This is a genomic window from Bernardetia sp. Wsw4-3y2, assembly GCF_037126295.1.
Classification (GTDB): domain Bacteria; phylum Bacteroidota; class Bacteroidia; order Cytophagales; family Bernardetiaceae; genus Bernardetia.
The window spans coordinates 4,427,483-4,453,963 of record NZ_CP147017.1 but is presented as its reverse complement, the minus strand read 5'-3'; the positions used below and the strand labels follow the sequence as shown (position 1 = coordinate 4,453,963).

Here is a 26,481-nt window from a genome sequence, read left to right as displayed (position 1 = left end):
GTATTTATATTTAAAATGTCAATATTGCGTTGCGCTGCAACTTTTAAAGAAAGATATACATTATTCTACTACAAATATAACGTTGCTCTGCAACTAAAAACCACTTTTTAAAAATAGTAGGCTACAGTACAAAAATGCTTCATAGTCTTCTTCAAATACAAAAAAATTCCCTAAAAAGCAAAAAGCCTTTAAGGGAATTTTCAGTATAAAGAAATTGCAATTTAATTCACAATTAACCATTTATCATTCACAATTATTTTGTGGCTTCTAACATTTCTTTAACAGCTCCTTCCAACTGCTCATCTTTTCCTTCGCTTTGTGGCGTAGGATTATTTTTGATTTCAATATCTGGAATAAGCTCTGTGTTTTCCATATATTTTCCGTCGGTACGAATAATTCCTACTTGTGGAATACCAAAAACAATAGTTGGGTCAATCAAACGCTCCCACCAAACAGCCGTTCCTGTTCCTGCAACTGGCATACCGATAAGTTTTCCAATACCTAAATGTTGATAGACATAAGGGAAAATATTAGCATCTGAATAATTGCCTTCATTCATCAAAACAGTAGAAGGTTTGTTCCATTTATACATCGGTTCTGTACCTATTTTTTCTCCTCTTGGCACGATTTCAAAATACTGTTTTCCACTAAGGAAAGTAGCCAAGTCGTCGTGTAACCAACCACCACCATTAAAACGAGTATCTACAATCAAGGCTTTTTTGTTGCCATGACGACCCAAAGCCTCCGAAAATAACTCTCTGAAACTATCGCTATTCATTCCTCTTACGTGAACATAACCAACTTTTCCATCAGATAATTTTTCGGTTTCTTCTCTACGAGTGTTTACCCAACGCTCATACAAAAGCTGACGTTCTTCCCAAGTTTGGATAGGCAAAACAATGACTTCTTTTGTAGCATTTGTTTTTGCATCCAAAATAGTAAGAAGTGTTCTTTCATCTGCCTTACGGTTCAATAGAAAATGATAATTCATTGTAGGCGTGATTTCTACACCATCAATTTTTTGAATAATGTCGCCTGCTGCAATATCTTTATTTGCTTTTTGCAATGGACTTTTATTCAAAACTTCAGTTATTTTCAATCCGTTTCCTTTGTACGAATCATCATAAAAAGCACCTAAAACGGCTGTCATATCTCCATTTGGGTCAGAATGACGATAACGAGTTCCTGTATGTGAAGCATTGAGTTCTCCCAAAAGTTCGCTTCCCATTTCGGCAAAATCATAATTATTGTTGATATGAGGTAAGAAACGAGCGTATTCTTTTTTATAAAAATCCCAATCTACACCATGAATATCTGTAACATAGAATTTTTCACGTACTTGTCTCCACATGTGTTCAAACATATATTCACGCTCTGCTGCTGCATTGAGTTGCATTTTGGCATCAATAGAAACTGGTTTTGGAGTGTTTGTAGCCAAATCAATAACTTTTATACTTCCATTTGCCAACAAATAAAGGTTTTTACCTTCTTTATCCATTACCAAACTTCCACCTCTTACGCCAAGTTTCAAGACTAATTTAGTTTCTTTTTCTCTCAAATCTTCTACCCAAAGGTCTGCCCCTTTTTCGAAAGAAGTCAGATAGTAAAGTTTGTCGCCTTTCGGACTTAAAGCAGCATCACTCATTTGTGAAGCGTGGCTAGTCAGACGTTCTTTTCGGTCTTCGAAGCCTGTCCAATCAAAAGTCAAAGGTTCTACTTTTTCTTCTTTTTTGTCGTCGTCTTTCTTATCCTTCTTGTCATCTTCTTTGTCTTCGTCTTTGTCTTTTCCGTTTAGTTCTTCCCAAAGTGTATATTCTTCTTTTGACATTGTGAATTTTTTCCACTCATCTTCTTCAAAAAATTGAATATAGGCATCGTATTCAGAACCCCAACTTCCATGAGAGCGCAAACCTTCTTTATCAGATAACCAATAAAAAGCCTTACCATTCATTGCAAAACGAGGAGCAGCATCATTATAACCACTTTGAGTAAGATTTTTGATAGCCTCTTTTCCTGTTGCAGCAATTAAACCCACTTGAGGAATCCACGCTTTATTTGGTTCATAAGTAATCAAAAACCACTTTGAATCTGGAGACCACGCATAATATTGGTCGCCATCAGAATACGAATACGAAAGTTTGTCAGTAACAGTACGCACTTCTTTTGAAGCTAAATTAATTACTTTGAGTGCCTTACGGTCTTCTATATAAGCAACTTCTTTTCCGTCTGGAGAAAATAAAGGCTGAAAAGATTCATTTTTATTGTTGGTAAGTTGTGTTTCATTCAAAACTGTACTTGCATAAAAATATTTCTCTTCTTCTCTTCCTAATTTAGCTTGATAAACATTCCAACTTCCATTTCTTTCTGCCGAATAAATCAACGATTTTCCATCAGGAGAAAAATCTACATTGCGTTCTTGTTCTGCTGTATTTGTGATTTGTTTGGTATAACCATTTTCGACTGCTGTTACGAAAACTTCGCCACGCACAATAAAAGCGATTTCTTTTCCAGTGCTAGAAACTGCCATATCTGTAATTCCACCTTTCAAGTTTTTATATTCGATAGCATTGTAACGATTATCTTGAGCAATTTGAATAGCAATTTTTTTAGGCTCTGAACCATCTTTCATGGTATAAATTTCGCCATTATAGCCAAAACACAACGTTTTATCATTTGAGGAAGAAAGAAAACGAACAGGATGATTTTCTAAGTTTGTAACCTTTGTTTGTACACTTGGATTAGCAGCAGACATTTTAAAGATATTCATAGAAACTTTATCATTATCAACGCCTCCTTTTTCACTCAAAAAATAAACATCATCACCTACCCAAACAGGATTACGGTCTTCTTCTAAATTTCTTGTAAGTTGAGTATGTTTTTTAGTAGCCATATCATAGACCCAAATATCTCTTGCAACGCTTGAAACGTGGTGTTTTCTCCATTCATTTTCATAGCCTTTACGGTCTTCATAAACGAGTTTGTTACCTGCTGCATTCAGATTTCCTTTTTGAGTAACTTCATTGATAACCATTTCTGGACGTGTTTTTCCATCAATAGCTACTTTATAAAGCTGTTCGAAACCACCAAACGGAAAAGCGACATCACTTTTTGTAGGCATACGGTACGCATTGAAATAAACAAATTTTCCATCAGGTGAAAAAGCCACAGGCGTATCATCAGAAGAATGAATTGTAAGACGTTTTGGCTCTCCTCCGTCTGCACTCATCAAGAAAATATCTTTATTTCCGAAACGGTCAGAAGCAAATGCCATCATTTTGCCATCTGGCGACCAAACAGGATTTACATCATAGGCTTCATGCAAAGTAAGCAAAGAAGCACGTCCTCCATTTACATCTACTTTATAAATATCACCTTTGTAGCAAAAAGCAATATTTTGTCCGTTGGGAGAAATAGCTGAATAACGCATCCAAAGAGGATTGTCATTATCTGTTGTTGTTTGCGTATTCTGTGTGTCAGCCTGTGCCAAAACAGGAAAAGTCAGCAGCAAAGCAAAAGCTGCCAAAATCCATTTTGACGACTTGGTAAGTGTGTTCATAAAAAAATAAATTGTGTGTATGAAATATTAGATCCTAATAGTTTTTAAAATCCTTAGGGTCTAAAGTATAAAAACAGTAAGTAACAAATATACTTTCAGACTTACAAATTGTGCTTTATTAAGATAGAAATTAACTTTTTTTGTGTAACAATTTTAAATCCCTTTGAATGTTCATTTCCCCCATTCGTTTTTTATCCAAATAATAAATCTTATTACGGTTTGTATTAAGGTAGTTAAGACTTCCAGTCTGAACATCAAAAACAGTATTTTACCAAATTCAACAGTCTTCCAAAACTTTGAGTTACTAAACAAAATACACAATGAGCTATTTTAGATAGTACAATTTGTTAGCTAACATAGAGGTTGCGACTTTTTTTAATGCAATTTATTTTTAAAACTAAAAAAGATAAAAATTAGATATAATTAAAAATAGGACTTTAGTAATTAACATTTTATCAATAATGTAGTGCAATTTTTACCTACAGTTTTTGTTTTTGATATTTTTCTACTTAAAAAAGTAGTGAAAATATTATTCATTTATCATAAACAACTGTTAATCAGTAAATAAATAATTTTATTTTCTTTTGAAATTATTTTTTCAAAAATTCAAACAAAGTACACCCAAATTTCATTTTACTTCAATATTTGAGTATATTTAATACAAACTCTCTCCTTTGCTGTTTTTTATAAATAGTTGTTTTTCATTTTTTACAATTAATTTTTTTCTAACTATGTTACGACATTTAACAAAAATCAAATCAATATCTTCAAAAAGTCCTTTTAAATACTTAAAATGGAAATTTCTAAGTGTAATAATCCTCTTATTTTTTAGTTCAACAGCCATTTTTGCCCAAAACCGTTATGTAGCCACTACAGGTAGTAATGCAGGTGCTAATGATTGTACAACACTTGGTTCTCCCTGTCAGACAATTGCTTATGCAATAACTCAAGCAAATACTGGTGATCAAATAAATGTGGCAGCAGGAACATATACAGCAAATAATACCGTTATTACTAAAGAAGTTTCTATAGTAGGCACAGGAAATGGAACAAATCCTGCCATAGATGTAATCATTGATCCTGCTAATAATTCAAGTACTGGTTTTAATGTACAAGCCTCTAATGTAACCATTCGCAATATGCGTATTCAAGGTGCAGGCTATGGAATACAAATAAGTGATGTAACTGTAAGCGATATTCTTTTAGAAGATTTAGCTGTTACTAATCATAATAACATCGGGATTTTTGTTCAATCCCAAGCTACTGGTGGAATAGGTATTGATAATGTAACAATAAATAACTCTACTTTTTCAGCAAATGGAACAGGAGATCCAGGAAATGGAGATATTTCTTTCTTTAAATTTAATAGAAATGCTAGTCTTTCTAATATCACAGTAACTGATGGAACAGGACATATAGGACTTCAAATAAGAGGTTGGGACAATGGAAGTGCAAACCCTATTTTGCGTTACGCAAGTTTTTTACCTGCTGGAAGCGTTATTCTAAATAATGTCAGTATAGAAGGAAGTTATAAACGACTTTCTTCTCCTACAACAATTGCTGGAGCTCCTATGTATATTTCAGGTTATTCTTCTGATTTGGATAATATCTCCTTCACAGATGTAGAACTTACTTCAGTAGCTTCAGATAATACCTATTTAAGAGCCTGTCTGTATGTTTCAGAGATGATTGCAACACAAAATCTTAATTTAGGAAATACTAAATTTACTTTAAAAGGGATTACACCATTTGCTCCTACTACCAATAATGGATATATATTTAATAACACTCAAGTAATTTATATTAATGCCACAGTTTCTCCTTTTTATTTTGAACTTCTTTTATTAGATAAAAATGATTTTGCTCAAGCCTTTTTTATAGAAGATTATATTCTTCATGGAACAGATGCAAATTATATAACTGATGCAAACCCATTTTCTTCTTTGGGTGGTTTTGTAGAGTTTAATATAGGACATGCATATACTACTCTTAATTCTTTTGCTATAGGACTAAATACTGAACCAAATATTGGTCGTGCTGTTGAGTGTGTTCAAGATGGTTTTACTATTGTAATTCAAAAAAATGGACTCAATGCTCTAGGAAATCCATACGATGAATATGCACTTCCTTTTACTGTAAACAAAACACTTACTTTTCAAACAGATGCAGCCAATTATAAAGAAACAACTATCAAAGATATTACAATGGATGGAACAGGGAAAACGCTTACTTTTGAAGGTAATTTTGGTATTTCTGAAAAATTATCTATGCAAGATGGAGATGTAGTTGTGCCAGTAGGAGCTAATTTTGCGCTTCGCTCAACTGCTACTAATACAGCATTGATATTTAATGCTTCACCTATCAATACTGTTCAAGGTAATGTAATTGCAGAAAGATACATTCCTCAATCTTCGACTATTCCTAGCTTTGGAGGTGGTGGATATGACGCTCAAGCATATCATTTGTTTTCTTCGCCCTTTTCCGATGCAACTATTTCACAGTTTGGAGATGATATGAGTTTGGTTTTAAATACAGCTTATAATACAGCTCCAGAACCTGCTTTTGTACGTCCTTTTCCTAACTTTTTTCAGTTTGAAGAAACAAACAACAACGTAATAACTAGTGCGTATTACAATGCTTTTATTTCTAATTATAAAGTTCCTACCACTCCGAACTTGTTACCTGCAAAAGGTTATCAAGCTAATATTGCTACTCAACAAATTATTGATTTGAATGGAACATTGAATAATGGAACTCAATCTATTGGGGTTACAAATAGTGGTGGACAAGGTTATAATTTGATTGGAAATCCTTATCCTTCTCCTATTTCTTGGACTGCTTTATACAATTTGAATAATACGCTCTTGAGTTCTGAGGTACAGTTTGATATTCCTGTTAGTCAGTACAACGGAAATTTTGCAAGTTATACAGCTAGTGGAGTAAGCAATAATGGAGGTACAAATGAAATTGCTTCTATGCAAGGATTTTTTGTAAGAGCAAACACAGCAGGAACGGTAAATATAGATAATTCGATTCGTTTAACAACAGATGCTCGTTTCTATAAAACTACAGGTATAGAAAACACTAAACAAGGTTTGATTCGTTTAGCGATTGAAAAAGGAGGAATGGCAGATGAAACAACTATTTACTTTCAAGAAGGAGCTACACCAAATTACGATAATGGATTTGATGCAGGTAAACTTCATAAAATGAACAGTAAATTTTCTACCCTTTATTCGTATAATGAAAATGAAGAACAAACAGAGTATTTTTCTATTAACGGTTTAGGTAATTTTGATAAGGAACAAAAACTTCCTTTAGCCATGAATATTGTAGTGGAAGGAGAATATCAAATTTCTCTGCGTACCTTAAAATATTTTCATTCTAGCCATGAAGTTTATTTATATGATTCACTTACCAATACTTTACACAATTTGCGTCAAGATGGAAATTATAAATTTAGTGCAAAAGCAGGAACAGAAATAAAACGTTTTGTTCTTTTATTTAAAGCAGATGCAAGTAAAGACTTCTTCAAAAATGAAAAAGTAGTAGTTTATCCAAATCCAACTTCAAATGAGTTTTCGTATAGCCTAAAAACAGAAAGAGAAGGAAACTGTACTGTTCGTTTGTTTGATGCAACAGGAAAACTAATTATTGAAGAAAACAAAACCAAAGAAGGAGCATTTTTGGAAGGAACAATAAACTTACAAAATCAACCTCTAGGATTGTATTTACTTCAGGTTTCTGATTCTGAAAAGACAAGTACTGTACGTATTGTTAAAGAATAAGCCAACCAAAGCAATCTTGTAATAAAATAAGACTCTTACCTATTATTGGACTGATAATATAATACCTTTGTATTTATCTTCTATGAGGTTGTAAAAGGAGGTAAAAAGTTTTGTGTAGAGCTTTTTGCCTCTTTTTTGATTATGTATCCATTCAAAACAAATTACATAAAAGGGGAATTTTTCTTTTAACTAACTTCTCCATAAAGACGAAATTCTTGTGTATTACTAACTTCACAAAATTCATCTGTATAAATCAAAAATCCCAATTGAATAGAAGAATTCTGTTTATATTTTGTAATATCGTTGGTGTATTAGTACAGCGTTTCAAAGGTTTTACAATATTTTTTGTGCAACTCCTCAGAGTTGAACGAAACACTTCCTCAGAAGCATGATTCAAGCAAATAAATCAGTCCAAAATCTGATAAATTGTATTTTATGTTTACACTTTTCAATGATTTAGACTGTTTTGCATTTCTTCAACTAATTTATCTAAACACTCTTCAGCTTCTTCCAATGAAGAGAGTTTAATAACTGGAAGTTGCGAACGTTCTGTAATTCTATTTGCTTGTAGATTTGCAATGTCATTGATAGGCATAATTTCAGCTACTTTAAAAAGTCCATTATCAATTAAATATTTTTGAGTTTCTTCATGGAGCTTTTCCACACTAACTGCATGAGGTAACATAGTAAGAGTATCTGAAATAATTGTAAAATTAGGCTGTAAATAAGAAATAGCTTCTTTCCAATCTAACAGATAATTTGTTAGAAGAGTATTTTTGTCCCAATGCCCACGGATACAAAAATAAACTCTATTTTTTGCAATATCAATTTCCAAAGAATAAGCATCTGTATTAACTATCTGTTTGCGTTCTTGTTTCATTTTATTTGTTGTAATAATTCCTCTTTATAATATAGAAACACTAAATCTATTGGCTTGTCTTAAACAAAAATACATAAGAATAAGCTATCCATCATCATATTGTTTAATAATTTTAACAAAAAAATACACAAATTAAGCACTAAAACTAAACATCTATCTTTTTATAAAAAAAGAAACCTGATTGTTCAAGTTTCTTTTTTTTTAAGTAAGAAATATTAAATCTTAAAATTCCATTTTATCAGCAGCTTTCATAATTAAAAGAGGACTTTCTGCATGATGTGCCATTTTTTTGGTAACACTATGACCAAAAATACGCTGTACAAAATCACGCTCACGACGAAGCATTACCAATAGAGTAAGAGGATTTTCTTCTATATAGTCTAATAACGTATTTTCTACTCTATCTTTATCGCTTTTAGAGACAACTTTAAATTCTACTTGCTGATTTTCTGTACTTTCATTTTTATATTCTTGTGCAAAACTTTCGAACTTTGAGTTTGTTTCACCATCTTTTTCTATATGGATACATTGTAGTTTTGCTTTGAAATCTGTAGCTAATCCTTTCAAATAATTTAAAACTCCTCTATCATCTGCAATAAGAGAAGTGGCATAAACTATTCTTTCGTATGTTCCTTTTTGACTTTCTTCTGGAACAATAACTACAGGACAAGACGCATCATTAATAATTTTACCAGCAACACTACCCAAAAACACTTCATTTAATCCACTAGCACCTTTTGTTCCCATAACAATCAAATCAGATTCATATTTTTCTGAATAGAAAAGAATACGCTGCATAGGGTCACCATCAACCACCAAATGTTCGAAATCTAAATTAGGTTCATTTTCTTTTATGCGCATCACTACTTTATACATATTATCTTCAGCTTCTTGTTTTCCAAGAGTAACCAATTTTTTTCTACCTGTAAAACTTCCACCACCCATTTGAGGAGGTTGATAAGAGTGAAAAACAATAATTTGTGATTCTGATGTTTTGGCTAGTTCGATAGCATGACGAAGAGCCTGTAATGAGTTTTCTGAAAAGTCTAAGGGAACAAATATAGTTTGCATGAAATAAAATTAGAGTTTGAAAGGTAGATGATAGAACTTATCAAAAATCTACACTTTTGCTGATAAGGTTATAAAAAATATAACACAAAGTTACTAATAATATCACTTTTTTAACTGTAAAAATTTATATTCAGAAGCATTTTCTATAAGAAGATTTTTTTCTCCATTTTCAAGGTTTATCTTTGCTCTTCATTTTTGAAATTTATATTATATCAAAAAACAAAATTTGCTTTGGAACAACTCCTAGAATCTTTTCTGACCTATTTTTTTTCTCACAAACTAGAGCTTTTTGCTTCTCTTACAGGGCTTGTCTGTGTTTGGCTCAATACTAGAAATAATCATTGGGGTTGGTTTTTTGGTATTCTGAGTGTTGTTCCGTATATCTATATTTTTCTTGAGGCTGGTTTGTATGGAGATTCTATTTTAAGTGCCTTTTATTTTGTAGTTAGCATTTGGGGTTGGTATCATTGGCTTTTTGGTGGAAAAGGGAAAGTAAAAAAGTCTACTAATTTATCCTCAGAATCTTCAATTTTAGATAAAGATGTTGTAACAGAAGAACTAAATGCTAAAAACTTCTATGATACACAAAGAAAAGAAGAAAGTAGAGAGCTTCCCATTACTTATATGCCTATCAAATTTTGGATAATTAGTATGATAGTTGGTATTGCAGGAGTTTTTGGTTTTGGAGCTTGGTTTTCAACTTTACCCAATGCTTCTGTGCCTTACCTAGATGCTTTTACTACTTCTTTTAGTGTAGTAGCACAATTTCATCTTGCCAAACGTTGGATAGAAAATTGGATTTTTTGGTTTGTTATTGATGCCTTTTGTGTAGGGATTTATTATTACAAAGGACTTTATTTTACAACAGGATTATATGCTGTATTTTTAATTTTGGCTACTTTAGGATATTTTGAATGGAAAAAACAAATGACTAAATAATTTGCAAAGTATTCTTAGGAATATAAAATGAATAAATTTACACTTTGAAAAATTCACGCATTAATAAACAGGGTTAAAAATGTAAATATTTTTTTTTAGTCTTCCTTAAAAGAAAAATCTATAACTATAAAAATGATTCTTATTTTAAGAATTTGGTTTTGATTATCTAGTATCAAATTTACTTTTTTATTACAAAATGAAATAAATATAGTAATTTAGTTTTTAAGTAATTTTGAAATTAGATTAACATTCATCTTAAATCTATCCCAAAACAATGAATACAGTTTTTAGTCTTACAAACAACTCTTCCATTGCTCATTATTTTATGAGTAATTTGAGAGATACAAACCTACAAGCTCACAAAGGAAACTTTCGTCAAAACCTAAAAAAAATAGGTTATTTACTTGCTTACGAAATTTCAAAAAAACTTTCTTATCAAGAGATAAATTTAAAAACAGGATTAGGCGAAAAACAAACTAAAAAACTAACAGAGTTTCCTGTCTTGATTCCAATTTTACGTGCTGGTTTGCCTCTTTATGAAGGTTTTGCAGAATTTTTTGAGCAATCTGATAGTGGTTTTGTAGGAGCTTATAGAGGAGAGTATAAACAAGACTTGCAAAACAAACTCAATCAATACGATTTTGATATAGACTTGCTCTATACAGCTTGTCCTAATTTGGAAAACAAAACAGTTATTCTGATTGATCCAATGCTTGCCACAGGAAAATCTCTAATCAAAACCTATCAAGAGCTTTCTAAGCAAAAAGGAATGCCAAAGCAATTGCATATTGCTTCTGTAATTGCAAGCGAAGAAGGTATAAAAAATGTACAAACAGAATTACCAAAAGCTAACTTATGGATAGGAGATATTGATGAAAAACTAGACAAAAAATCCTACATCATACCAGGTTTGGGAGATGCAGGAGATTTATCTTTTGGAGAGAAGGTATAACTATTTTTACTTAATCTATTATTCCTTCATAACGAACAGCAACCAAAACATTTTGCTCAAAAGTAAAAAAATAATAATTTGTTTCGTCTTCATCCATCACCACAACAACAACATCTTGTTTCATTCCTTCTTCTGTTTCTGAAAAACAACGCATAAAATCGCCTTTGTTCATTCCCATAGAAAGACCTTTTCCGATGGACAAAGGTTCAAAACTTACTTTTGCCTCTAGCAAAAGGTCTTTTTGGTCTGCACGATAAAAACGTAAATGTGTTTTTTCTGTCTTAACTTCAATTACTGTATCTGTTTTTGAAGTATTATGAACGTTTTCAATAGGTGTGCGCTCAATTTTGGCATCTGGATAATAAGTCAGCCATTCGTCAGCAGTACGTTGATGAAAGACCCAACTTGGAGAAATTAGTTCATCTATAAGTGCAACAGTATCAATAGAAACAGGAGGAGGTGTATTTTCTTGTGTACTTTGTTTGTTGGTAGAAGTAAACTCAGTAGAGTTTTGATTATTTTCATCAAAATTCATCTGTGAAACACGAGCCTGCACAGAAGTAACTGTTGCGTAGGCAAACAGCACAAAAAAAAGTCTGACAGTCAGTAGATTAGACATAATAGAATTATAAGAGTAGAATAGGTTTGTTTTTAAATTAATACGTTAAAAACTTGCAAAGCGTTGCCTTTTTCTACATTAGTTCGAAAATATTATTTTTATTCTGACTGTGATTCCATTTTAGTTTTTACTAGAAATTGCTTTTTTTAAATCTTCTGGTGTATCAATTCCTATGCTTTCGAAAGGTGTAATAGCTATTTGAATAGAAAAATTATTTTCTATCCATCTCAATTGTTCTAAAGACTCTGCTAGTTCTAGTTTTGAGGGTTGTAGCTTTGTAATTTGTTGTAAAACCTCTTTTTGATAAGCATACATTCCTATATGACGATAAAATGTATGTGTTGAAAGCCAAGCATCTTTTTGATTTTTGTCTTCATTTCTTACAAAAGGAATAGGATTTCTACTAAAATAGATAGCTTTATGATTTACATCAAAAATTGCCTTCACTACATTTGTATCAAAAAGCGTTTCAGCGTCTTTTATTTGACTTACTAGAGTTGCCAATTGTACAGCATTATTTTCTATCAAAATTTCAGCTAAACTATCTATTTGTTTTGGTTGAATAAAAGGCTCATCACCTTGAATATTAATGATAAAATCAAACTCTACTTTGTTTTTTTCTAAAAGGAGTGCAGCTTCTGCAATTCTGTCTGTTCCTGAAATATGATTTGAATCTGTCATCAAAACATTTTGAGTAAACTCTTTCACTTTATCAAAAACAAGTTGGTTATCAGTAGCAATAAAAACATCATTGAGTTTTGTAGCCTTTTTAGCTTGATTAAAAACACGTTCAATCATTGTTTTTCCATTGATATCAGCCAAAACTTTAGCAGGAAAACGACTAGAAGCATAACGAGCAGGAATAATAGCAATAATTTTCATAGCAATAATTTATTTTTGAAGTTTATAAAATTATTGTAAAATTATTAATTTTGTTTCAAACTGTTGCCTACTTTTTAAAATAGATGATTGTCTACAAGTGATTAGCTTTAGTTTTTTTTAAATATTCAATTATTGATAAACAGATTCCAATTATTAAAGGTTATCAAGATTATTTTTGTATAACAGTCTTCCAGACTGTTGAATTTAATAAGGTTTATTTAGCTATTCTCTCAATAATAATTTAAATCTCTAATAAGAAAACTAAAATTTTAAAGCTATTTTTGCAAATAATTAAAAGACTACACTAGGAAAAGGCAAGCCTTTTAGCTTCGCTGACTTAAAAATTCCCTACAAACATATTTAACTTCTTACTAGTAATTTGCTGGTAACTGGTCACTGATAACTGATAACTGCAATGCTTTCGACTCCCGACGCTCCCAAAAAATTATTTCTCTTAGATGCAATGGCTCTCATTTATAGAGCGCATTTTGCCTTTAGTAAAAATCCTAGAATGACTTCTACAGGAATTGATACAGGCGCAATTTTAGGATTTACAAATTCTATTTGGGATATTCTTCAAAATGAAAAACCTACTCATATTGGCATTGCTTTCGATACTTCGAAGCCTACTTTTCGCCACGAACAGTTTGAAGCCTACAAAGCACACCGAGAAAAACAACCAGAAGCCATTACACTTTCTAAGCCTTTTATTAATCGTTTGTTGGAAGGTTTGAATATTCCTATTTTAAAAATGGATGGGTTTGAAGCTGATGATATTGTCGGAACGCTTGCAAAAAAGGCAGCTAGAGAAGGCTTTGAAGTATATATGGTTACGATTGATAAAGATTATGCACAGCTTGTTGAGGAAAAAATATTCTTCTATAAAGTAGCTTATGCTGGTCGTAATCCTGCCGAAATTTGGGGAATAAAAGAAGTTTGTGACCGTTGGGAATTAGAAAACCCAATGCAACTGACAGATATTTTGGGATTACAAGGAGATGCTTCTGATAATATTCCAGGGATTCCAGGGATTGGAGAAAAAACGGCTATCAAACTTTTGAAATTATACAATAGTGTAGAAGGAATTATCGAAAATGTAGATAAGCTAAAAGGAAAACAAAAAGAAAATGTTATTAATTTTGCTCAGCAAGGTATTTTATCAAAAGAATTAGCGACAATAAAAATTGATGTTCCGATAGAGTTTGATGCAAAGGCATTGGAATATGACGACGTAAAAGATATTACAGAAAAAAACAAAGGACTTTTATCAGCTCTTTTTGATGAATTAGAATTCAGAACATTGAAACGAAAAATTCTGAATGAAGAATCTGCAAAATCATTTTCTCCAAAAACAGGTGCAAAAGTAGGTTCATCTTCACTCAGCAAGACAATAAGCGAAAACAAAAAAGCAGCAACTGACCAAATGGATTTGTTTGGAAGTCCAAAAAATAATGAGCAACTAGTTCAAAAAGTTGCAAAAAAATCAAATCTAACTCCAGAAGAAGCAAAAGCTGCTTTAGAACAATTGCCTTTTATTTTTACAGAAAAAGAATTAGATAAAGCAGAAAATACAACTGCAAAACCGTCTCAAATTGCTCAAGAATTAGAAATTCAAGAAGCTACTTCTGTAAAATTAGATACACTCTTTACAGTCAAACACGATTATCACTTAATTGATACTAAAGAAAAACGAGAACATTTAATCGAATTTCTTTTACTTCAAGATGAAATTTCTGTCGATACAGAAACTGATAATTTGGATGTCATTGAAGCAAATATTGTTGGTTTTTCAGTGGCTTATAAAGCATTTGAAGCCTTTTATATTCCTGTTTTGGGAAGTGATGAAGACCGAAAAGAAATTTTGAATGAATTTAGAAGCATTTTAGAAAATCCTAAAATCATAAAAATAGGACAAAATATAAAGTATGATTATCAGATTTTTTATAAATATGGAATTAAGCTAAAAGGGCAATTTTTTGACACCATGTTGGCGCATTATTTATTAGAGCCTGAACTTCGTCATAATATGGATTATTTGGCGCAAACTATCCTTAATTACAAAACTATTTCTTATGATGAAATTGTAGGAACTGGCAAAAAAGCCAAAACAATGGCAGAATTTGAGCCAAAAGAAATTCTGAATTATGCAGCCGAGGATGCAGATATTACACTCAGACTTAAAGAAAAACTACATTTCGAACTAGAAAAAGAAGAAAATAAAGGTCTAAAATCTGTTTTTTACGATATAGAAACTCCATTAATTTCTGTTTTGGCAAAAATTGAAATGAACGGAATGAACATTGATACAGAAGCATTAAGTGAGTTTTCAACAGAGCTAGGAAAAGAAGTTGAGGTTTTAGAAAAAGAAATCTATGCAATAGCAGGAGAAGAGTTTAATATTGCATCTCCAAAACAATTAGGAGAAATTTTATTTGATGAAGGAAAATTAAATCTTACTCCAAAACCAAAACTAACAGCAAAAAGTAAACAGTACAAAACGGACGAAAGTATTTTGGTAAAACTTGCCGAAAAGTATCCTATTGCTGCCAAAATTGTAGATTATCGCCAGCTTCAAAAACTCAAATCTACTTACGTTGATGCTTTGCCTTTGCTGCTTTCACCAAAAGACAATAAAGTTCACACTTCATTTAATCAAGCTGTTACAGTTACAGGAAGGCTTAGTTCGACAAATCCAAACCTTCAAAATATTCCTATCCGAACAGAAAGAGGACGAGAAGTAAGAAAAGCATTTGTTGCTTCTGATGAAAATCATGTTCTTTTAGCTATTGATTATTCTCAAATCGAACTTAGATTAATGGCTTCTTTTGCAGAAGACCCAACAATGATTGAGGCTTTTAGAAATCAAAGAGATATTCATACAGCCACAGCAGCCAAAATTTTTAAAGTGGGAATAGATGAAGTAACTTCTGAAATGCGTCGTTCTGCCAAAACTGCCAATTTTGGAATTATTTATGGAGTTTCAGCAATGGGATTAGGTCAGCGTTTGAATATCAAAACCACAGAAGCAAAGAAACTAATTGATTCTTATTTTGCAGAATTTTCTTCTATCAAAAACTATATGGATAAAATTATCAATGAAGCTAGAGATAATGAATCTGTACAGACACTTTTGGGTAGAAAACGTCCACTTCGTGATATAAATTCAAGAAATATGACACAGCGAGGTTTTGCAGAACGAAATGCTGTAAATATGCCAATACAAGGAACAGCAGCCGATATTATCAAATTAGCTATGGTAAAAGTACAGGAATATTTGGAAGAAAATAACCTTCAAACAAAGATGATTTTGCAAGTGCATGACGAACTTGTTTTTGATGTTCCAAAGTCAGAATTAGAAACTGTCAAGCCAAAAATTATGGAAATAATGAGCAAAACCTATCAAATTGATGTTCCTTTGGATGTAGAGGCTGGAATCGGTCAGAATTGGCTAGAAGCGCATTAAAGTAATGGTCTTTGTTTTTATTTTTGTTGGTAGTCAATGAAGAGTTCCTTCAATTCTTCATTGACTTTGGATGTCAGTTTTATAAAATATAAATTAGTATAAAAATAGGTATTTTGTTTTAGCAATCTCAAGACTTGTTTTTGCCAAAATTCAAAACTCTTTAGTAGTTTTGTGTAAAATAGTGTATGCGCTTTAGCGTGTAAAAACATATTGCCTTTTTAGGTGCGAAAAAAATAGAAATGCTAAAAAAAATAGTTGTACAACCCACAGGAGGACTTTGTAATCGCCTTCGTGCCATAGAATCAGTTCTAGATTTATTAAAAACAACAGATAAAACAGATTATATTACAGTTGTTTGGGAAAATAATCACGAGTTAGGGACAAGATATAAAAGTTTGTTTCAATCAAATGATAAAATAAAAGTTATTGAAACCTTGCCTTTTACTGGAAAAAGTGTATTTAATCCTGTTAAAATGGCAAAAGTGTGGAATGTAATTGCACCTACAGAAAAAAACTATCAAAAATCATATAAATTTCGTCAGCTTTTGGGAAAAGAAAAAAGCTTCGATAAAATTATCTATCAAGATGAAATGTTTGACTTAGTAAAAAATAAGTTTGATTTTAATACATTAAAAGAACATAACTCTTTATATATCGCTTCTTGCTTTGATTTTAAAATTGATTTTAATGATAAAAATAAAGAACCTGATTTACCTTTTTCTGATTTTGTAGTTCATACTTCTGTTAAAGATAAAATTAATCAGATTACAAAAGATTATTCAACTTCTTCAATTGGTTTGCATATTCGTAGAACTGACCATGCAGGAGCAATAGAAAACAGTCCGTTGTCACTTTTTATAGAAAAAATGAATGAAGAAATAGCTTTAAATGATAAAACTGATTTTTTCTTGGCAACTGACGACAAAGAAACTGAAAAAGAACTAATCAAACTATTCTCAAAAAGAATAATAATAAATCAAAATAAAGCATTTGACAGAGATTCAGAAAAAGGCGTTCAAGATGCTTATATCGATGTAGCTTGTCTAGCTAAAACTTCAAAAATATATGGTTCTCATGCAAGTTCTTTTTCAGAAACGGCTGCAAAAATGGGAGGAATTGAACTTATTATTTGTGAAAGATAGAGGTTATTCTGTCTTGTTGTAAACACAAAACATGTATACTCAAACTTATTGAGATTTAGAATTGATAAATCAGCAAATCTAAAATTAAACTTATCAGTCCTCAGATAACTAGGATAAGTTACTTATAATCAAATAAAAAAACCTATTCCCTTTTTATAGAGAATAGGTTTTTTGAGTTTCAATCCAAACAGTCTTTATCAAAATGATATTTTTCAAAAAATTCTGCAAAAATAAAAGAGCAGAACATAAACGATTTACGTTGTAAAATATTATTTCATTTTGTTTCAATAAACAGAATTATATTTCTTGAAATAATATTTTTTATTGTTTTTATTTGCATATTGAGACTTAAATCAATATAATTGCAAACAACCCCTTATTTGTAAATACATACTTCCCCCTTTACTTGATACAAAAATCAAGGTGGGAATGCTATGTCTAATTTTTCTACAAAAAGGGAAATTTGATAAGCTAAAAGTTTTGAGTTACAGATAAGAAATAAAAAAAATTAGTCTTTCACTCTCAAAATTCTAGTTGCTTATGCGAATGCTTGTCAATCTCACTCCCAATACTCGCCCTGTTCCTTTTGAATACCCTCAACGACTTTTGGGTCGAATTCATAAATGGCTCGGCGAAAATAATTATCACGATGAAATTTCTCTCTATTCTTTTTCTTGGTTGCAAGGAAGTAGAAAAAAGGGCGAATTTTTAGATTTTAAATATGGTGCAAAATGGTTTATTAGTGCCTTTGATATGCCTTTTGTACAGGAATTGGTACGAGGTGTTTTTCAGAATAGCCATGTAGAATATGGAATGGAAGTAAAAGATATTTCTCTTGTCGAAACGCCTCAGTTCGGCACAAAAGCGCAGTTTTGGTTGGGAAGTCCCGTTTTTTTGAAACGAAATGAAATTGATGAAGCAGGAAAAGAATTTCAAAAATATTATCTCTATAACGACGAAATCACAAACGAACTTCTCACTCAAAGCCTACAAACCAAACTGCAAATAGCAGGAATTTCAGACCCCAATTTGAAGGTTTATTTTGACACGAGTTATGACAAAGCAAAAACGAAAATGATGCGTATCAAAAACAAAAATTATCGTGCTTCTATGTGTCCTGTGATTATCGAAGGAAAATCTGAATCCCTTGCTTTTGCTTGGAATGTAGGTGTAGGGAATAATACTGGGATGGGATTTGGGGCTTTGAGGTAGTGTTTTTATTAACCGTCGTTGAGGTCTGAACCGTCAATGAGGTTTTGAAATACCTCAACGACGGCTTTATGTCTCATTAACGATTGAAATAATAGTAAAATTAGAAAAAATTAAATCACAAATTTTATGATAAAAGAAATTGTACAGTTTACTGAAAAACTCTCTGATGATGTACGGCAGCGAGGAATAAAACCAAAAGAAGGTTTGCATATTCTGCTGAAACTAACTGAAAAAGAAGATACATTTTTTCTTGATTTGGATAACTACCAATACGTTCGTTATACAAAAAAAATGGAAAATATGAATAATTCTTTGACTAAAGAAGAAAAAGAGTTATTAGAAAAGCTAAAAATGCTTCAACAAAATGCATGGATGGTCGACACAAATAAATGTTTAGATGCTCCAGCAAAAGGCATTCATTCGGCTTCTCCTTTTTTGATTGGTTTCAAACCTGATTTTTTTGAGGGAGGAGGAAAAAATTCTAGTCGTAGGGCTAAGAATAAAAAAGAAATTCCAGAGCGTTTTCAAAAATATTTTTCTAAAGCTTTTGATTTGTTTGAAGAAGACAAAAGAAGTTGTTTAAGAATGTTTTTTTCTAGTTCTGGCAAATATTAAAGTAAAGGCTAAATAGTGTAAACTTTGCCACGTATGAATTTTAGTTTCGTACCTCATAATTAAGGCTTTGAAAGCATCTAACCACGCATTAGTTCTTTCAATAACGAATCTCAATTCATACATTTCTTCATCTTTAAATGGTTGATTATCAAGGTCTTTTTTATTTCTTTTATTAAAATCTATATTATCTACAATATCTAAATGATTACAAAAAGAACGAAAGGCTTGTGTATCAAAGGCTGCATCAGCATTGAGAAAAATTCCTCCTTCTCTAATTTGAGAAGCATTCAAATCATCTATCATAGATTGCATATTTTTTTCAAGTTCAAAAGCATCGTGATGATTGCCTGCTCTTGGAACAGACATCGCTACTGGAATACCATTTTTATCCGTTAGAAAAAGTGCATTGGTTGTTTTTCCTGCTTTTCTTTTGGAATATCCAATACCTTCTCCTCCTCGTTTAGCTGAAGTGTGGCTGCCGTCTAGCTGACAAATAGAAAAATCTAATTCTCCACGATAATCTTCTAAATACTTGATCCATAATTTCTTCCAACTTCCTAATTTTGACCATTTATTATAATGGTAATATACTGTATTCCAGCGAATTGATAAGTTTCCGAAAAATTGTTTCATAGGAAGTTCTCGCCATTGACTCCCTGATTTTAAGCGATACACAATGGCTTGGATAATACGCCAAAGAGCTACTTTTATACGACGACCTTTTGTAAATTGATGTAAATAAGGTAAAATATTTTCGGTTATAAATTTTTTTGATAAGTTTACGTACATAGAGGGAAAAATAGTTAGATTGAAAATGTGATGATTTACAAGTATAACTATTTTGACCTCTTTTTAAAAAAATAAATCACCATTCTTAAACAAGTTCAAAAAAGAATCGTTAAGCGAACACTATACTGTTTTTAAAAATTTCTTTCTACAAGAAGATAGTCCAGCTTATTATAAAACTGTTCTTGATAAAATTGTGAAAGAATATGAACAGAAAACTGAAGAACTTGAAAACCAAATTCAAGAACTAAAAGAACAAGAAAAAAACGCTGATAAGTCTGAAAAAGAAGACTTTAAAAAGAAAATTTCTGACAAAGCAGAAAAGCTAGAGCGTTACAAACCTCTTTCTGAAACGGATTATATCTTGTTTTATCTTGAGGAGGATTTAGAAACTTATAAAAAGCCATACAATAGATATTTGGCTGACAAACTTTTCAATACTCCACATTTCACAACTGCACCAAATGAAGACAATGAGCTTTTTGGTACAAGTAATTTTAGAAATGGATTTAATTCTAGTATGCCTTTTCTGTTGCATCAAACGGCTACTTTTGATATTTCTGGTCGTATTTCGGATCGGGAAGCTTTAAAGTTAAATGAGTTTCAATCTATTCTGCCTAGAAAAGTATTGCCGAATCCTTTACCCATGTTTGTTTTTGAAAATGAAACACTGAATGAAAAGGTAATTTCTTATTTCAATGAAAATGATGGAAAAGTAGGCTACAAAGAAATAATTACAAATCTTGTTGATACCAAAAACAAGGATAAAATAGGCAATTATTATCTTCTTTTTTATCAAAATACCAAAGACGGATTAGTTTTTCAAGATTTTGATTTTGTTCCTAAGTTTGATTATGACCTGAAAGACGAAGAAGGCAAAGATTGGAAAGTAGAAGAACTATTTGAAACAAAAAACTCAAACATTATTGGAAAAATATCTTCTGTGTTTGAGTTTCAAGATAAAATACTTCCTATCATTTTCAATAATAATCTGATTGTCAGAACTAAAGAAAAGGGAATTATCTATAAATATTTTGATGACATAGAAGAAAAATATTGTAAATCTTCTAGAAACTACCTTTCTATACTTAGCTATAAAAAAGCATTTTATGACTTTGTCTATAAATCTCAACATCAAGCTATTACAAAAACTATGTTTGATGATATGATGCAAGTCAGCATCTTAGAAGATATTCGTCTTGATGAAATTGCAGGTTATAAGAAAGAAGGCATATTACATCCTTTTCACATTCTTAATAAACTAAATATTTGGTTTAGTTTAATCAATTATTTTCCATCTGAATCTAAAACCCAAACGTCTATTATGGCAAGTAAACTCCCACATTATAGAGCATTTGTAGAAGAACTCGCAGTTAAAGGAGCAAAACTAGATACTTCAACTGTTAAAGTCGATTATTTTGCTTTTACAGCAGGTCAAATTATAGCTCAAATTTTCAAACAAAGTAAGTCAGAAACTTTAAAATATCAACGATTAGAGGTATATCTAAGAGTGAGTACGCTTGCTGATTTAATTAAAGTTATTTCATTAGAATTCAAAAAGTATAAGCATGGTAATTATACTACCACATTTACGAAAGTTTTACCTTTTCTGACTTCTTATGAATTAGACGATGAACAACTCAATGATTATTTACCTCAACTGTTAGCAGGTTTCTTTTCTGAAACTTTACTTAAACCTCAATCAAAACCTGATTCTGAGAAGAATGACGAAGAGGAATAAAATCCATTTTTGTTCCTCAACGACGGCAACGCCTCGTTGACGGTTCAAAAATGAGAAAAACCAACCGTCGTTGAGGCTTCGCCGTCAACGAGGTTAAAAACATTCAAAATCAATCATTTCGTAACAAATATAAATTTCAAAAACTATGAGCAAATTTAATAATCGTGTTTTCGGTTGTGCTATCATTAAAGCTATCAATTCAAATTATAATGCTGATTTTTCGCATCAACCTCGTACTCTTCCTAGTGGAATTGTCTATGCAACTGATAAAGCATTGAAATATTCTATTCGTAATTACTGGAAAAATGCACTTAATGAAAAAGTTTTTTATTCAAAATCTTTGACAGACGAAATGTCACCAAGGACTTTAGACCAAACCTATGAATATCATTTTGAGGAAGACCCTGCCAAAATGGATAAAAAAACTAGACGTGCTGCCATTCTTAAAAATTTACTTACTCGTTTAGATGTGCGTTTGTTTGGTGGAACGTATGCAGGAGCTACAAATATTTCACTTCACGGAACGTGTCAGATTACACATGGAATAAATCGTTTTCCAAGAAATGAAATTTATTCTGAACAAATTATGTCGCCTTTCAGAAATCCTAGTGATAAAAATGTAGATAGTACAATGACCACTTTAGGCACACAATCCAAACTTTCAGAAGGTCATTATGTACATCATTTTTCTGTCAATCCAAAAAATATTGCTGATGATGCAAAACGTGTAGAATCTGACGGACTTACACAAGACGACATCGAAAAACTAAAAGAAGGGTTACGAAAAGGAGTTACTTATTACGATTCGGCTGCAAAGTCTGGAAGTGAAAATGAAGTTTTATTTTGGGTACAACTCAAAGAAGATTCGAAAGCAGTTTTGCCTTCTTTTGTAGAACTAATACAAATAAACGGAACAGGATTAGACAGAGAAATTGATTTTTCGGCAATTTCTACGCTTTTAGTCAAAGAACATATCGCTTCTGAAATCGAAAAAATTGAAGTTTATTATCAGAAAGGAATTACTAAAGTAGTAAACCTTCCTGCAAATTCACAAGAATTAGATATTTAATTTTCTTCAACTATTTTTTTACCCAAACCCTAAGAGTCTTCGAAGACCCTTAGGGTTTAAATTCCACATTTAAAATCAGAATCTTTATGCAAAAACTTATTTCTATCGACTTAAAAGCTGACTTTGGTTTTTTTAGAAAACCTGATGTCAATTCGGGAATCAATTTATCTTATAATATGCTTCATAAACCTGCTCTTTTAGGGATTTTGGGAGCAATTATCGGATTAGAAGGCTACAAAAAACTAGGCGAATTGCCAGAATATTACCAAAAACTAAAAGACCTAAAAATTGGAATTGAACCTTTGGATAAATATCATGAAAGAGGAAATTTCAAAAAAACAGTCATAAAATACAGTAATACAATCGGTTATGCCAACAAAGGAACAAATTATCTAACCGAAGAAGCCACACTCATAAAACCTGCTTATCGTGTCTATTTACTTTTAGATATGGAAAATAAAGAGCATCAAAAATTACATGACTATTTGGAAAATGGAAAAGCTGAATACTTACCTTATTTTGGAAAAAATGAATTTTCGGCTTGGTGGGAAAAAGAAGATTTTAAAGAATATGATTTTGAAAAGGTAGAAAGTTTGAAAGAATCATTTGAGATAAAAACACTTTTTTATAAAGCTGAAGAATCTGTAAGAAAAAATAAAGTTTCGGTTGCTGAGGATTTTGATATTTTCAGTTTAGAAGCAAGTGTTAGTTCGTTTTCTTATTTCGAAAGAATACCAACAGGATTTGATGAAGAACTTTTTCAATATGAATTGGGAAACTTTGCTTTTACCAATTTCAAATTAAAAAAGTCAGATAAAATAGAAACGTTGTATCATCTCAAAAATGAAAACTACTATGTCCAACTTCTCTAAACTAGATAGCATTTCTAAAATTATTAAAAACCTTGATGCTTTTGATACTCTTCTGAAAAATGCTTCTACTTATCACGCTCACAGAAAAGAAGGTTTTGATTCTGAAACATTAAAAGAACACATTATTCTTGTCAATGAAAAATTTGAAAAACTAACTGAAATTCATCAATTAGATTTAGTTATTGATACTTTGATTGAAGGTTTTGCAAAGAATAATTTTGAAACTAAAACAGCTTTTCAAGCAAGTCAATTTATAAAAAAATTGTTTGTAAATACTATTGTTTTTCATGATTATGGAAAGATAAATCCGAATTTTCAAGTTGATAAAATGAATAATAAACTCTTCAAAAAAGAGAGAAATAGTGTTTTGAGTTCTCATCATTCTTCCTTAGGTGCTTATTTTTTTATTCTTAATCATTTTCAAGAGTTTTCAAAAAAGCAACATGAATTTTCTAATTCTGAAAAGATGTTGCTTTTCTATTCTATTCTTATTTTCTCTTACCCTATTTTCAAACACCATTCAAAAACACTTTCCAATAATGTTGAAGAAAAAATAAATTTTGATACAAAAGAGTTAGAAAAAATGCAATCCTATTTGAAAGAATATGACTTTGAAATAGGCGATTTTCCAAAAAAAATAATTACTCAAATAAAAACTCTTTTTGAAAAATATAATATATTAAAATCAGAATATAATGAAGGAGTTATAAAAGATAATTTCCCTCTCTACGCTCTCCTAAAATTAAATTTCTCCTTACTAACAGCTTCCGATTATTTGGCAACAGGCGAATATATGAACGGACTGAAATTAGAAAATGAGAAAGAGTTTGGCGTTTTGAAAAGGGAAGAAGTAGAAGAGATTTATAAAAATATGATTGGCAAAAACGAAGGAAAAGGAGAACTTTATAATAAAACTACTTATCAAAATTTAGATACAGATTTTGGAGATTTATCAGAACCAAATAATGAAAACTTAAATAAATTACGACAAAAAATGGCGATTGAAGTCATTAATAAAGTCCGTCAAAATGCTGATAAAAATCTGTTTTATATAGAAGCTCCGACTGGTGGAGGAAAAACAAATCTTTCGATGCTTGCAGCAATGGAACTTTTGAAAGAAAATGAAGAATTGAACAAAGTTTTTTATGTTTTTCCATTTACTACACTTGTTACACAAACTTACAAAAGCATTAAAAAAACATTGGGATTGAATGAAAATCAAATTGTTCAGCTTCACTCAAAAGCAGGTCTGACAGCAAAAGAATCAGATAACAAAACAGAAGAAAATCAGGGAGAAGTCGATGCAGATTATGGAGAAGAAAAAAAGAATTATATCGATAATCTATTTATCAACTTTCCGTTTTGTTTGATGACTCATATCAAGTTTTTTGATATTTTGAAGACCAACGAAAAGGAAACGAATTATATTTTGCATCGTTTGGCTAATTCTGTTGTCGTGATTGATGAGCTACAAGCCTATAATCCTCAGCATTGGGACAAATTGATTTATCTTATCAAACAGTACGCTCAGTTTTTCAATATTCGTTTTATTATTATGTCGGCTACACTTCCAAAACTTAGTAAAATAGAAGTTTTGGAAAAAGATACAAGTGATTTTGTTTATTTATTGGAAAATGCAAAAACAGATTATTTTCAAAATGAGAATTTTGGAAAACGAGTAAGTTTTAATTTTGATTTGTTGGAAGATAAAGATTTTGATTTAGAGAAATTAGCCATTCAAGTCGTTGAAAAATCAAAAGAATATGCTCCAAAAGATTTTGGAAAAGCCAAACCAAAAGGAAGCGTTTATACAATCGTAGAATTTATCTTCAAAAAATCGGCTACTGATTTTGAAGATAAAATTAAAGGTTATCAAAAAGAGAAAGGAAAATTCTTTGATAAAGTTTTTGTTTTATCAGGAACAATACTAGAACATCGTCGAAAATATATTATTAATTCTCTAAAAAATGATCAAAACCGAAACAAGAAAATTCTACTCATCACTACCCAAGTAGTAGAAGCAGGAGTAGATATCGATATAGATTTGGGTTTTAAAAATATTTCATTGATTGATAGTGATGAACAGCTTGCAGGGCGTATCAATCGAAATGTAAACAAAGAAAATTGTATGCTTTATCTTTTTGACAAAGACGATGCAAGTGTTCTTTATGGTTCGGATTGGAGATTTCAAATAATTAATAAAGACAAGAAAATTTCAGAAGAAGATTTAAGAAATATTCTTGAAAAGAAAGATTTTGATAGACTTTATAATCTAGTTTTTGAAAAAATTGATTTAAAAAATGAAGATACCATGACAGTCAATTTTTCCAATTATAAAAATCATTTTCAAAATTTAGAATTTACTAGCGCACATAGAAACTTCCAATTAATCGAACAAAAAAACCTTTCCATTTTCGTTCCGATTCCAATTCCTATAAAAGTGGAAAATGAAAAAGGCGAGAAATTAGATGAAGTTTTTTCAAAAGAAGAATTAAATTTTTTAGAGAAAGCAGGAAAATATTCTTTTGATGATGACGAAGTAAAAGGTGAGGAAGTCTTTGAGTTATACATTGATTTAATCAAAAACAGAAACAAAGATTTTTTGAAGCAAAAATCAGATTTCAAAATCTTGCAAGGGGTGATGTCTAAATTTATTTTTTCGCTTTTTGGAAGTAGTAAAAATGAAAATAAAGTGAGTGAGGCAATAGATACAAAAAAATCGCAGCACGGAATTTATTATTTAGAGAATTACCAAAATATTTATTCAGATGAAACAGGTTTAGATGAAAATGCTTTGGCTGATATGATTAATGATTTTATATAGGAAATGGTAGATTTTGCCCTAAACTAAAGTTTAGGGTACATAATTCTCACTCTAAAGAGTAAGCTACAAT

At 31.0% G+C, this 26,481-nt stretch carries 17 protein-coding genes; 11 read left to right on the top strand and 6 right to left on the bottom strand.

Features of this window, described 5'->3' with window-relative positions:
* Positions 1-253 precede the first annotated feature (253 nt).
* Positions 254-3,556, bottom strand: coding sequence for a S41 family peptidase (locus V9L05_RS18560; protein ID WP_338813377.1), 3,303 nt, complete (start codon positions 3,554-3,556; stop codon positions 254-256).
* 731 nt (positions 3,557-4,287) lie between these two features.
* Between V9L05_RS18560 and V9L05_RS18555 the strand changes: the two genes are divergently transcribed.
* Positions 4,288-7,344, top strand: a complete 3,057-nt coding sequence (locus V9L05_RS18555) for a T9SS type A sorting domain-containing protein (RefSeq protein WP_338813375.1) — start codon at positions 4,288-4,290, stop codon at positions 7,342-7,344.
* A gap of 448 nt (positions 7,345-7,792) precedes the next feature.
* Here V9L05_RS18555 and V9L05_RS18550 read toward each other — a convergent pair whose 3' ends face one another.
* Both V9L05_RS18550 and V9L05_RS18545 read right to left on the bottom strand, forming a co-directional pair.
* Positions 7,793-8,224, bottom strand: coding sequence for a hypothetical protein (locus V9L05_RS18550; protein ID WP_338791906.1), 432 nt, complete (start codon positions 8,222-8,224; stop codon positions 7,793-7,795).
* A gap of 222 nt (positions 8,225-8,446) precedes the next feature.
* Positions 8,447-9,295 (bottom strand): universal stress protein, encoded by an 849-nt coding sequence (locus V9L05_RS18545; protein WP_338791907.1) that lies wholly within the window; start codon positions 9,293-9,295, stop codon positions 8,447-8,449.
* 231 nt (positions 9,296-9,526) lie between these two features.
* On the opposite strand from V9L05_RS18545, the gene pnuC reads away from it, so the two are divergent.
* Together pnuC and upp are read left to right on the top strand one after the other, a co-directional pair.
* Positions 9,527-10,234, top strand: coding sequence for a nicotinamide riboside transporter PnuC (pnuC, locus tag V9L05_RS18540; protein ID WP_338813373.1), 708 nt, complete (start codon positions 9,527-9,529; stop codon positions 10,232-10,234).
* A gap of 274 nt (positions 10,235-10,508) precedes the next feature.
* On the top strand, positions 10,509-11,186 hold the full coding sequence (upp, locus tag V9L05_RS18535; protein ID WP_338813372.1) for a uracil phosphoribosyltransferase: 678 nt from the start codon (positions 10,509-10,511) through the stop codon (positions 11,184-11,186).
* 10 nt (positions 11,187-11,196) lie between these two features.
* On the opposite strand, the gene V9L05_RS18530 is transcribed toward upp, so the two are convergent.
* Positions 11,197-11,805 carry a hypothetical protein gene (locus V9L05_RS18530; RefSeq protein ID WP_338813371.1) on the bottom strand — a complete coding sequence of 203 codons (609 nt, stop codon included), beginning with the start codon at positions 11,803-11,805 and terminating at the stop codon, positions 11,197-11,199.
* A gap of 120 nt (positions 11,806-11,925) precedes the next feature.
* Complete coding sequence (kdsB, locus tag V9L05_RS18525; RefSeq protein ID WP_338813370.1) at positions 11,926-12,687, bottom strand: 3-deoxy-manno-octulosonate cytidylyltransferase; 762 nt, start codon at positions 12,685-12,687, stop codon at positions 11,926-11,928.
* A 415-nt stretch (positions 12,688-13,102) separates the two neighbouring features.
* Between kdsB and polA the strand changes: the two genes are divergently transcribed.
* The 4 genes from polA to V9L05_RS18505 all read left to right on the top strand — a co-directional run bounded on the left by polA (position 13,103) and on the right by V9L05_RS18505 (position 19,119).
* Complete coding sequence (polA, locus tag V9L05_RS18520) at positions 13,103-16,150, top strand: DNA polymerase I (RefSeq protein WP_338813369.1); 3,048 nt, start codon at positions 13,103-13,105, stop codon at positions 16,148-16,150.
* Positions 16,151-16,389: 239 nt separating this feature from the next.
* Entirely contained in the window at positions 16,390-17,292 is a 903-nt protein-coding gene (locus V9L05_RS18515) for a hypothetical protein (RefSeq protein WP_338813368.1), read from the top strand.
* A gap of 546 nt (positions 17,293-17,838) precedes the next feature.
* Entirely contained in the window at positions 17,839-18,504 is a 666-nt protein-coding gene (gene cas6 / locus V9L05_RS18510; RefSeq protein ID WP_338813367.1) for a CRISPR-associated endoribonuclease Cas6, read from the top strand.
* Between the two features lie 126 nt (positions 18,505-18,630).
* Positions 18,631-19,119: a hypothetical protein gene (locus V9L05_RS18505; protein WP_338813366.1), complete on the top strand. Its 489-nt coding sequence runs from the start codon at positions 18,631-18,633 to the stop codon at positions 19,117-19,119.
* Here the strand turns inward: V9L05_RS18505 and V9L05_RS18500 are convergent.
* Complete coding sequence (locus V9L05_RS18500; RefSeq protein WP_338812380.1) at positions 19,084-19,908, bottom strand: IS5 family transposase; 825 nt, start codon at positions 19,906-19,908, stop codon at positions 19,084-19,086. The two genes, V9L05_RS18505 and V9L05_RS18500, sit on opposite strands and share 36 nt — an antisense overlap.
* A 193-nt stretch (positions 19,909-20,101) precedes the next feature.
* Between V9L05_RS18500 and V9L05_RS18495 the strand changes: the two genes are divergently transcribed.
* From V9L05_RS18495 to cas3, 4 genes are all read left to right on the top strand, one after another.
* Positions 20,102-21,646 (top strand): hypothetical protein, encoded by a 1,545-nt coding sequence (locus tag V9L05_RS18495; protein ID WP_338813365.1) that lies wholly within the window; start codon positions 20,102-20,104, stop codon positions 21,644-21,646.
* 145 nt (positions 21,647-21,791) lie between these two features.
* Positions 21,792-22,715 carry a type I CRISPR-associated protein Cas7 gene (locus tag V9L05_RS18490; protein ID WP_338813363.1) on the top strand — a complete coding sequence of 308 codons (924 nt, stop codon included), beginning with the start codon at positions 21,792-21,794 and terminating at the stop codon, positions 22,713-22,715.
* A gap of 86 nt (positions 22,716-22,801) precedes the next feature.
* Positions 22,802-23,587 carry a type I-B CRISPR-associated protein Cas5b gene (cas5b, locus tag V9L05_RS18485; RefSeq protein ID WP_338813362.1) on the top strand — a complete coding sequence of 262 codons (786 nt, stop codon included), beginning with the start codon at positions 22,802-22,804 and terminating at the stop codon, positions 23,585-23,587.
* Positions 23,559-26,411 carry a CRISPR-associated helicase Cas3' gene (gene cas3 / locus V9L05_RS18480; protein ID WP_338813361.1) on the top strand — a complete coding sequence of 951 codons (2,853 nt, stop codon included), beginning with the start codon at positions 23,559-23,561 and terminating at the stop codon, positions 26,409-26,411. Before cas5b ends, cas3 begins: the two co-directional genes overlap by 29 nt.
* Positions 26,412-26,481: the final 70 nt, after the last annotated feature.

Coding starts and splice junctions, on each gene's coding strand:
- V9L05_RS18560 (WP_338813377.1), bottom strand. CDS start 3,556: ATGAACACACTTACCAAGTCGTCAAAATGGATTTTGGCAGCTTTTGCT.
- V9L05_RS18555 (WP_338813375.1), top strand. CDS start 4,288: ATGTTACGACATTTAACAAAAATCAAATCAATATCTTCAAAAAGTCCT.
- V9L05_RS18550 (WP_338791906.1), bottom strand. CDS start 8,224: ATGAAACAAGAACGCAAACAGATAGTTAATACAGATGCTTATTCTTTG.
- V9L05_RS18545 (WP_338791907.1), bottom strand. CDS start 9,295: ATGCAAACTATATTTGTTCCCTTAGACTTTTCAGAAAACTCATTACAG.
- upp (WP_338813372.1), top strand. CDS start 10,509: ATGAATACAGTTTTTAGTCTTACAAACAACTCTTCCATTGCTCATTAT.
- V9L05_RS18530 (WP_338813371.1), bottom strand. CDS start 11,805: ATGTCTAATCTACTGACTGTCAGACTTTTTTTTGTGCTGTTTGCCTAC.
- kdsB (WP_338813370.1), bottom strand. CDS start 12,687: ATGAAAATTATTGCTATTATTCCTGCTCGTTATGCTTCTAGTCGTTTT.
- polA (WP_338813369.1), top strand. CDS start 13,103: ATGCTTTCGACTCCCGACGCTCCCAAAAAATTATTTCTCTTAGATGCA.
- V9L05_RS18515 (WP_338813368.1), top strand. CDS start 16,390: ATGCTAAAAAAAATAGTTGTACAACCCACAGGAGGACTTTGTAATCGC.
- cas6 (WP_338813367.1), top strand. CDS start 17,839: ATGCTTGTCAATCTCACTCCCAATACTCGCCCTGTTCCTTTTGAATAC.
- V9L05_RS18505 (WP_338813366.1), top strand. CDS start 18,631: ATGATAAAAGAAATTGTACAGTTTACTGAAAAACTCTCTGATGATGTA.
- V9L05_RS18500 (WP_338812380.1), bottom strand. CDS start 19,908: ATGTACGTAAACTTATCAAAAAAATTTATAACCGAAAATATTTTACCT.
- V9L05_RS18490 (WP_338813363.1), top strand. CDS start 21,792: ATGAGCAAATTTAATAATCGTGTTTTCGGTTGTGCTATCATTAAAGCT.
- cas5b (WP_338813362.1), top strand. CDS start 22,802: ATGCAAAAACTTATTTCTATCGACTTAAAAGCTGACTTTGGTTTTTTT.
- cas3 (WP_338813361.1), top strand. CDS start 23,559: ATGAAAACTACTATGTCCAACTTCTCTAAACTAGATAGCATTTCTAAA.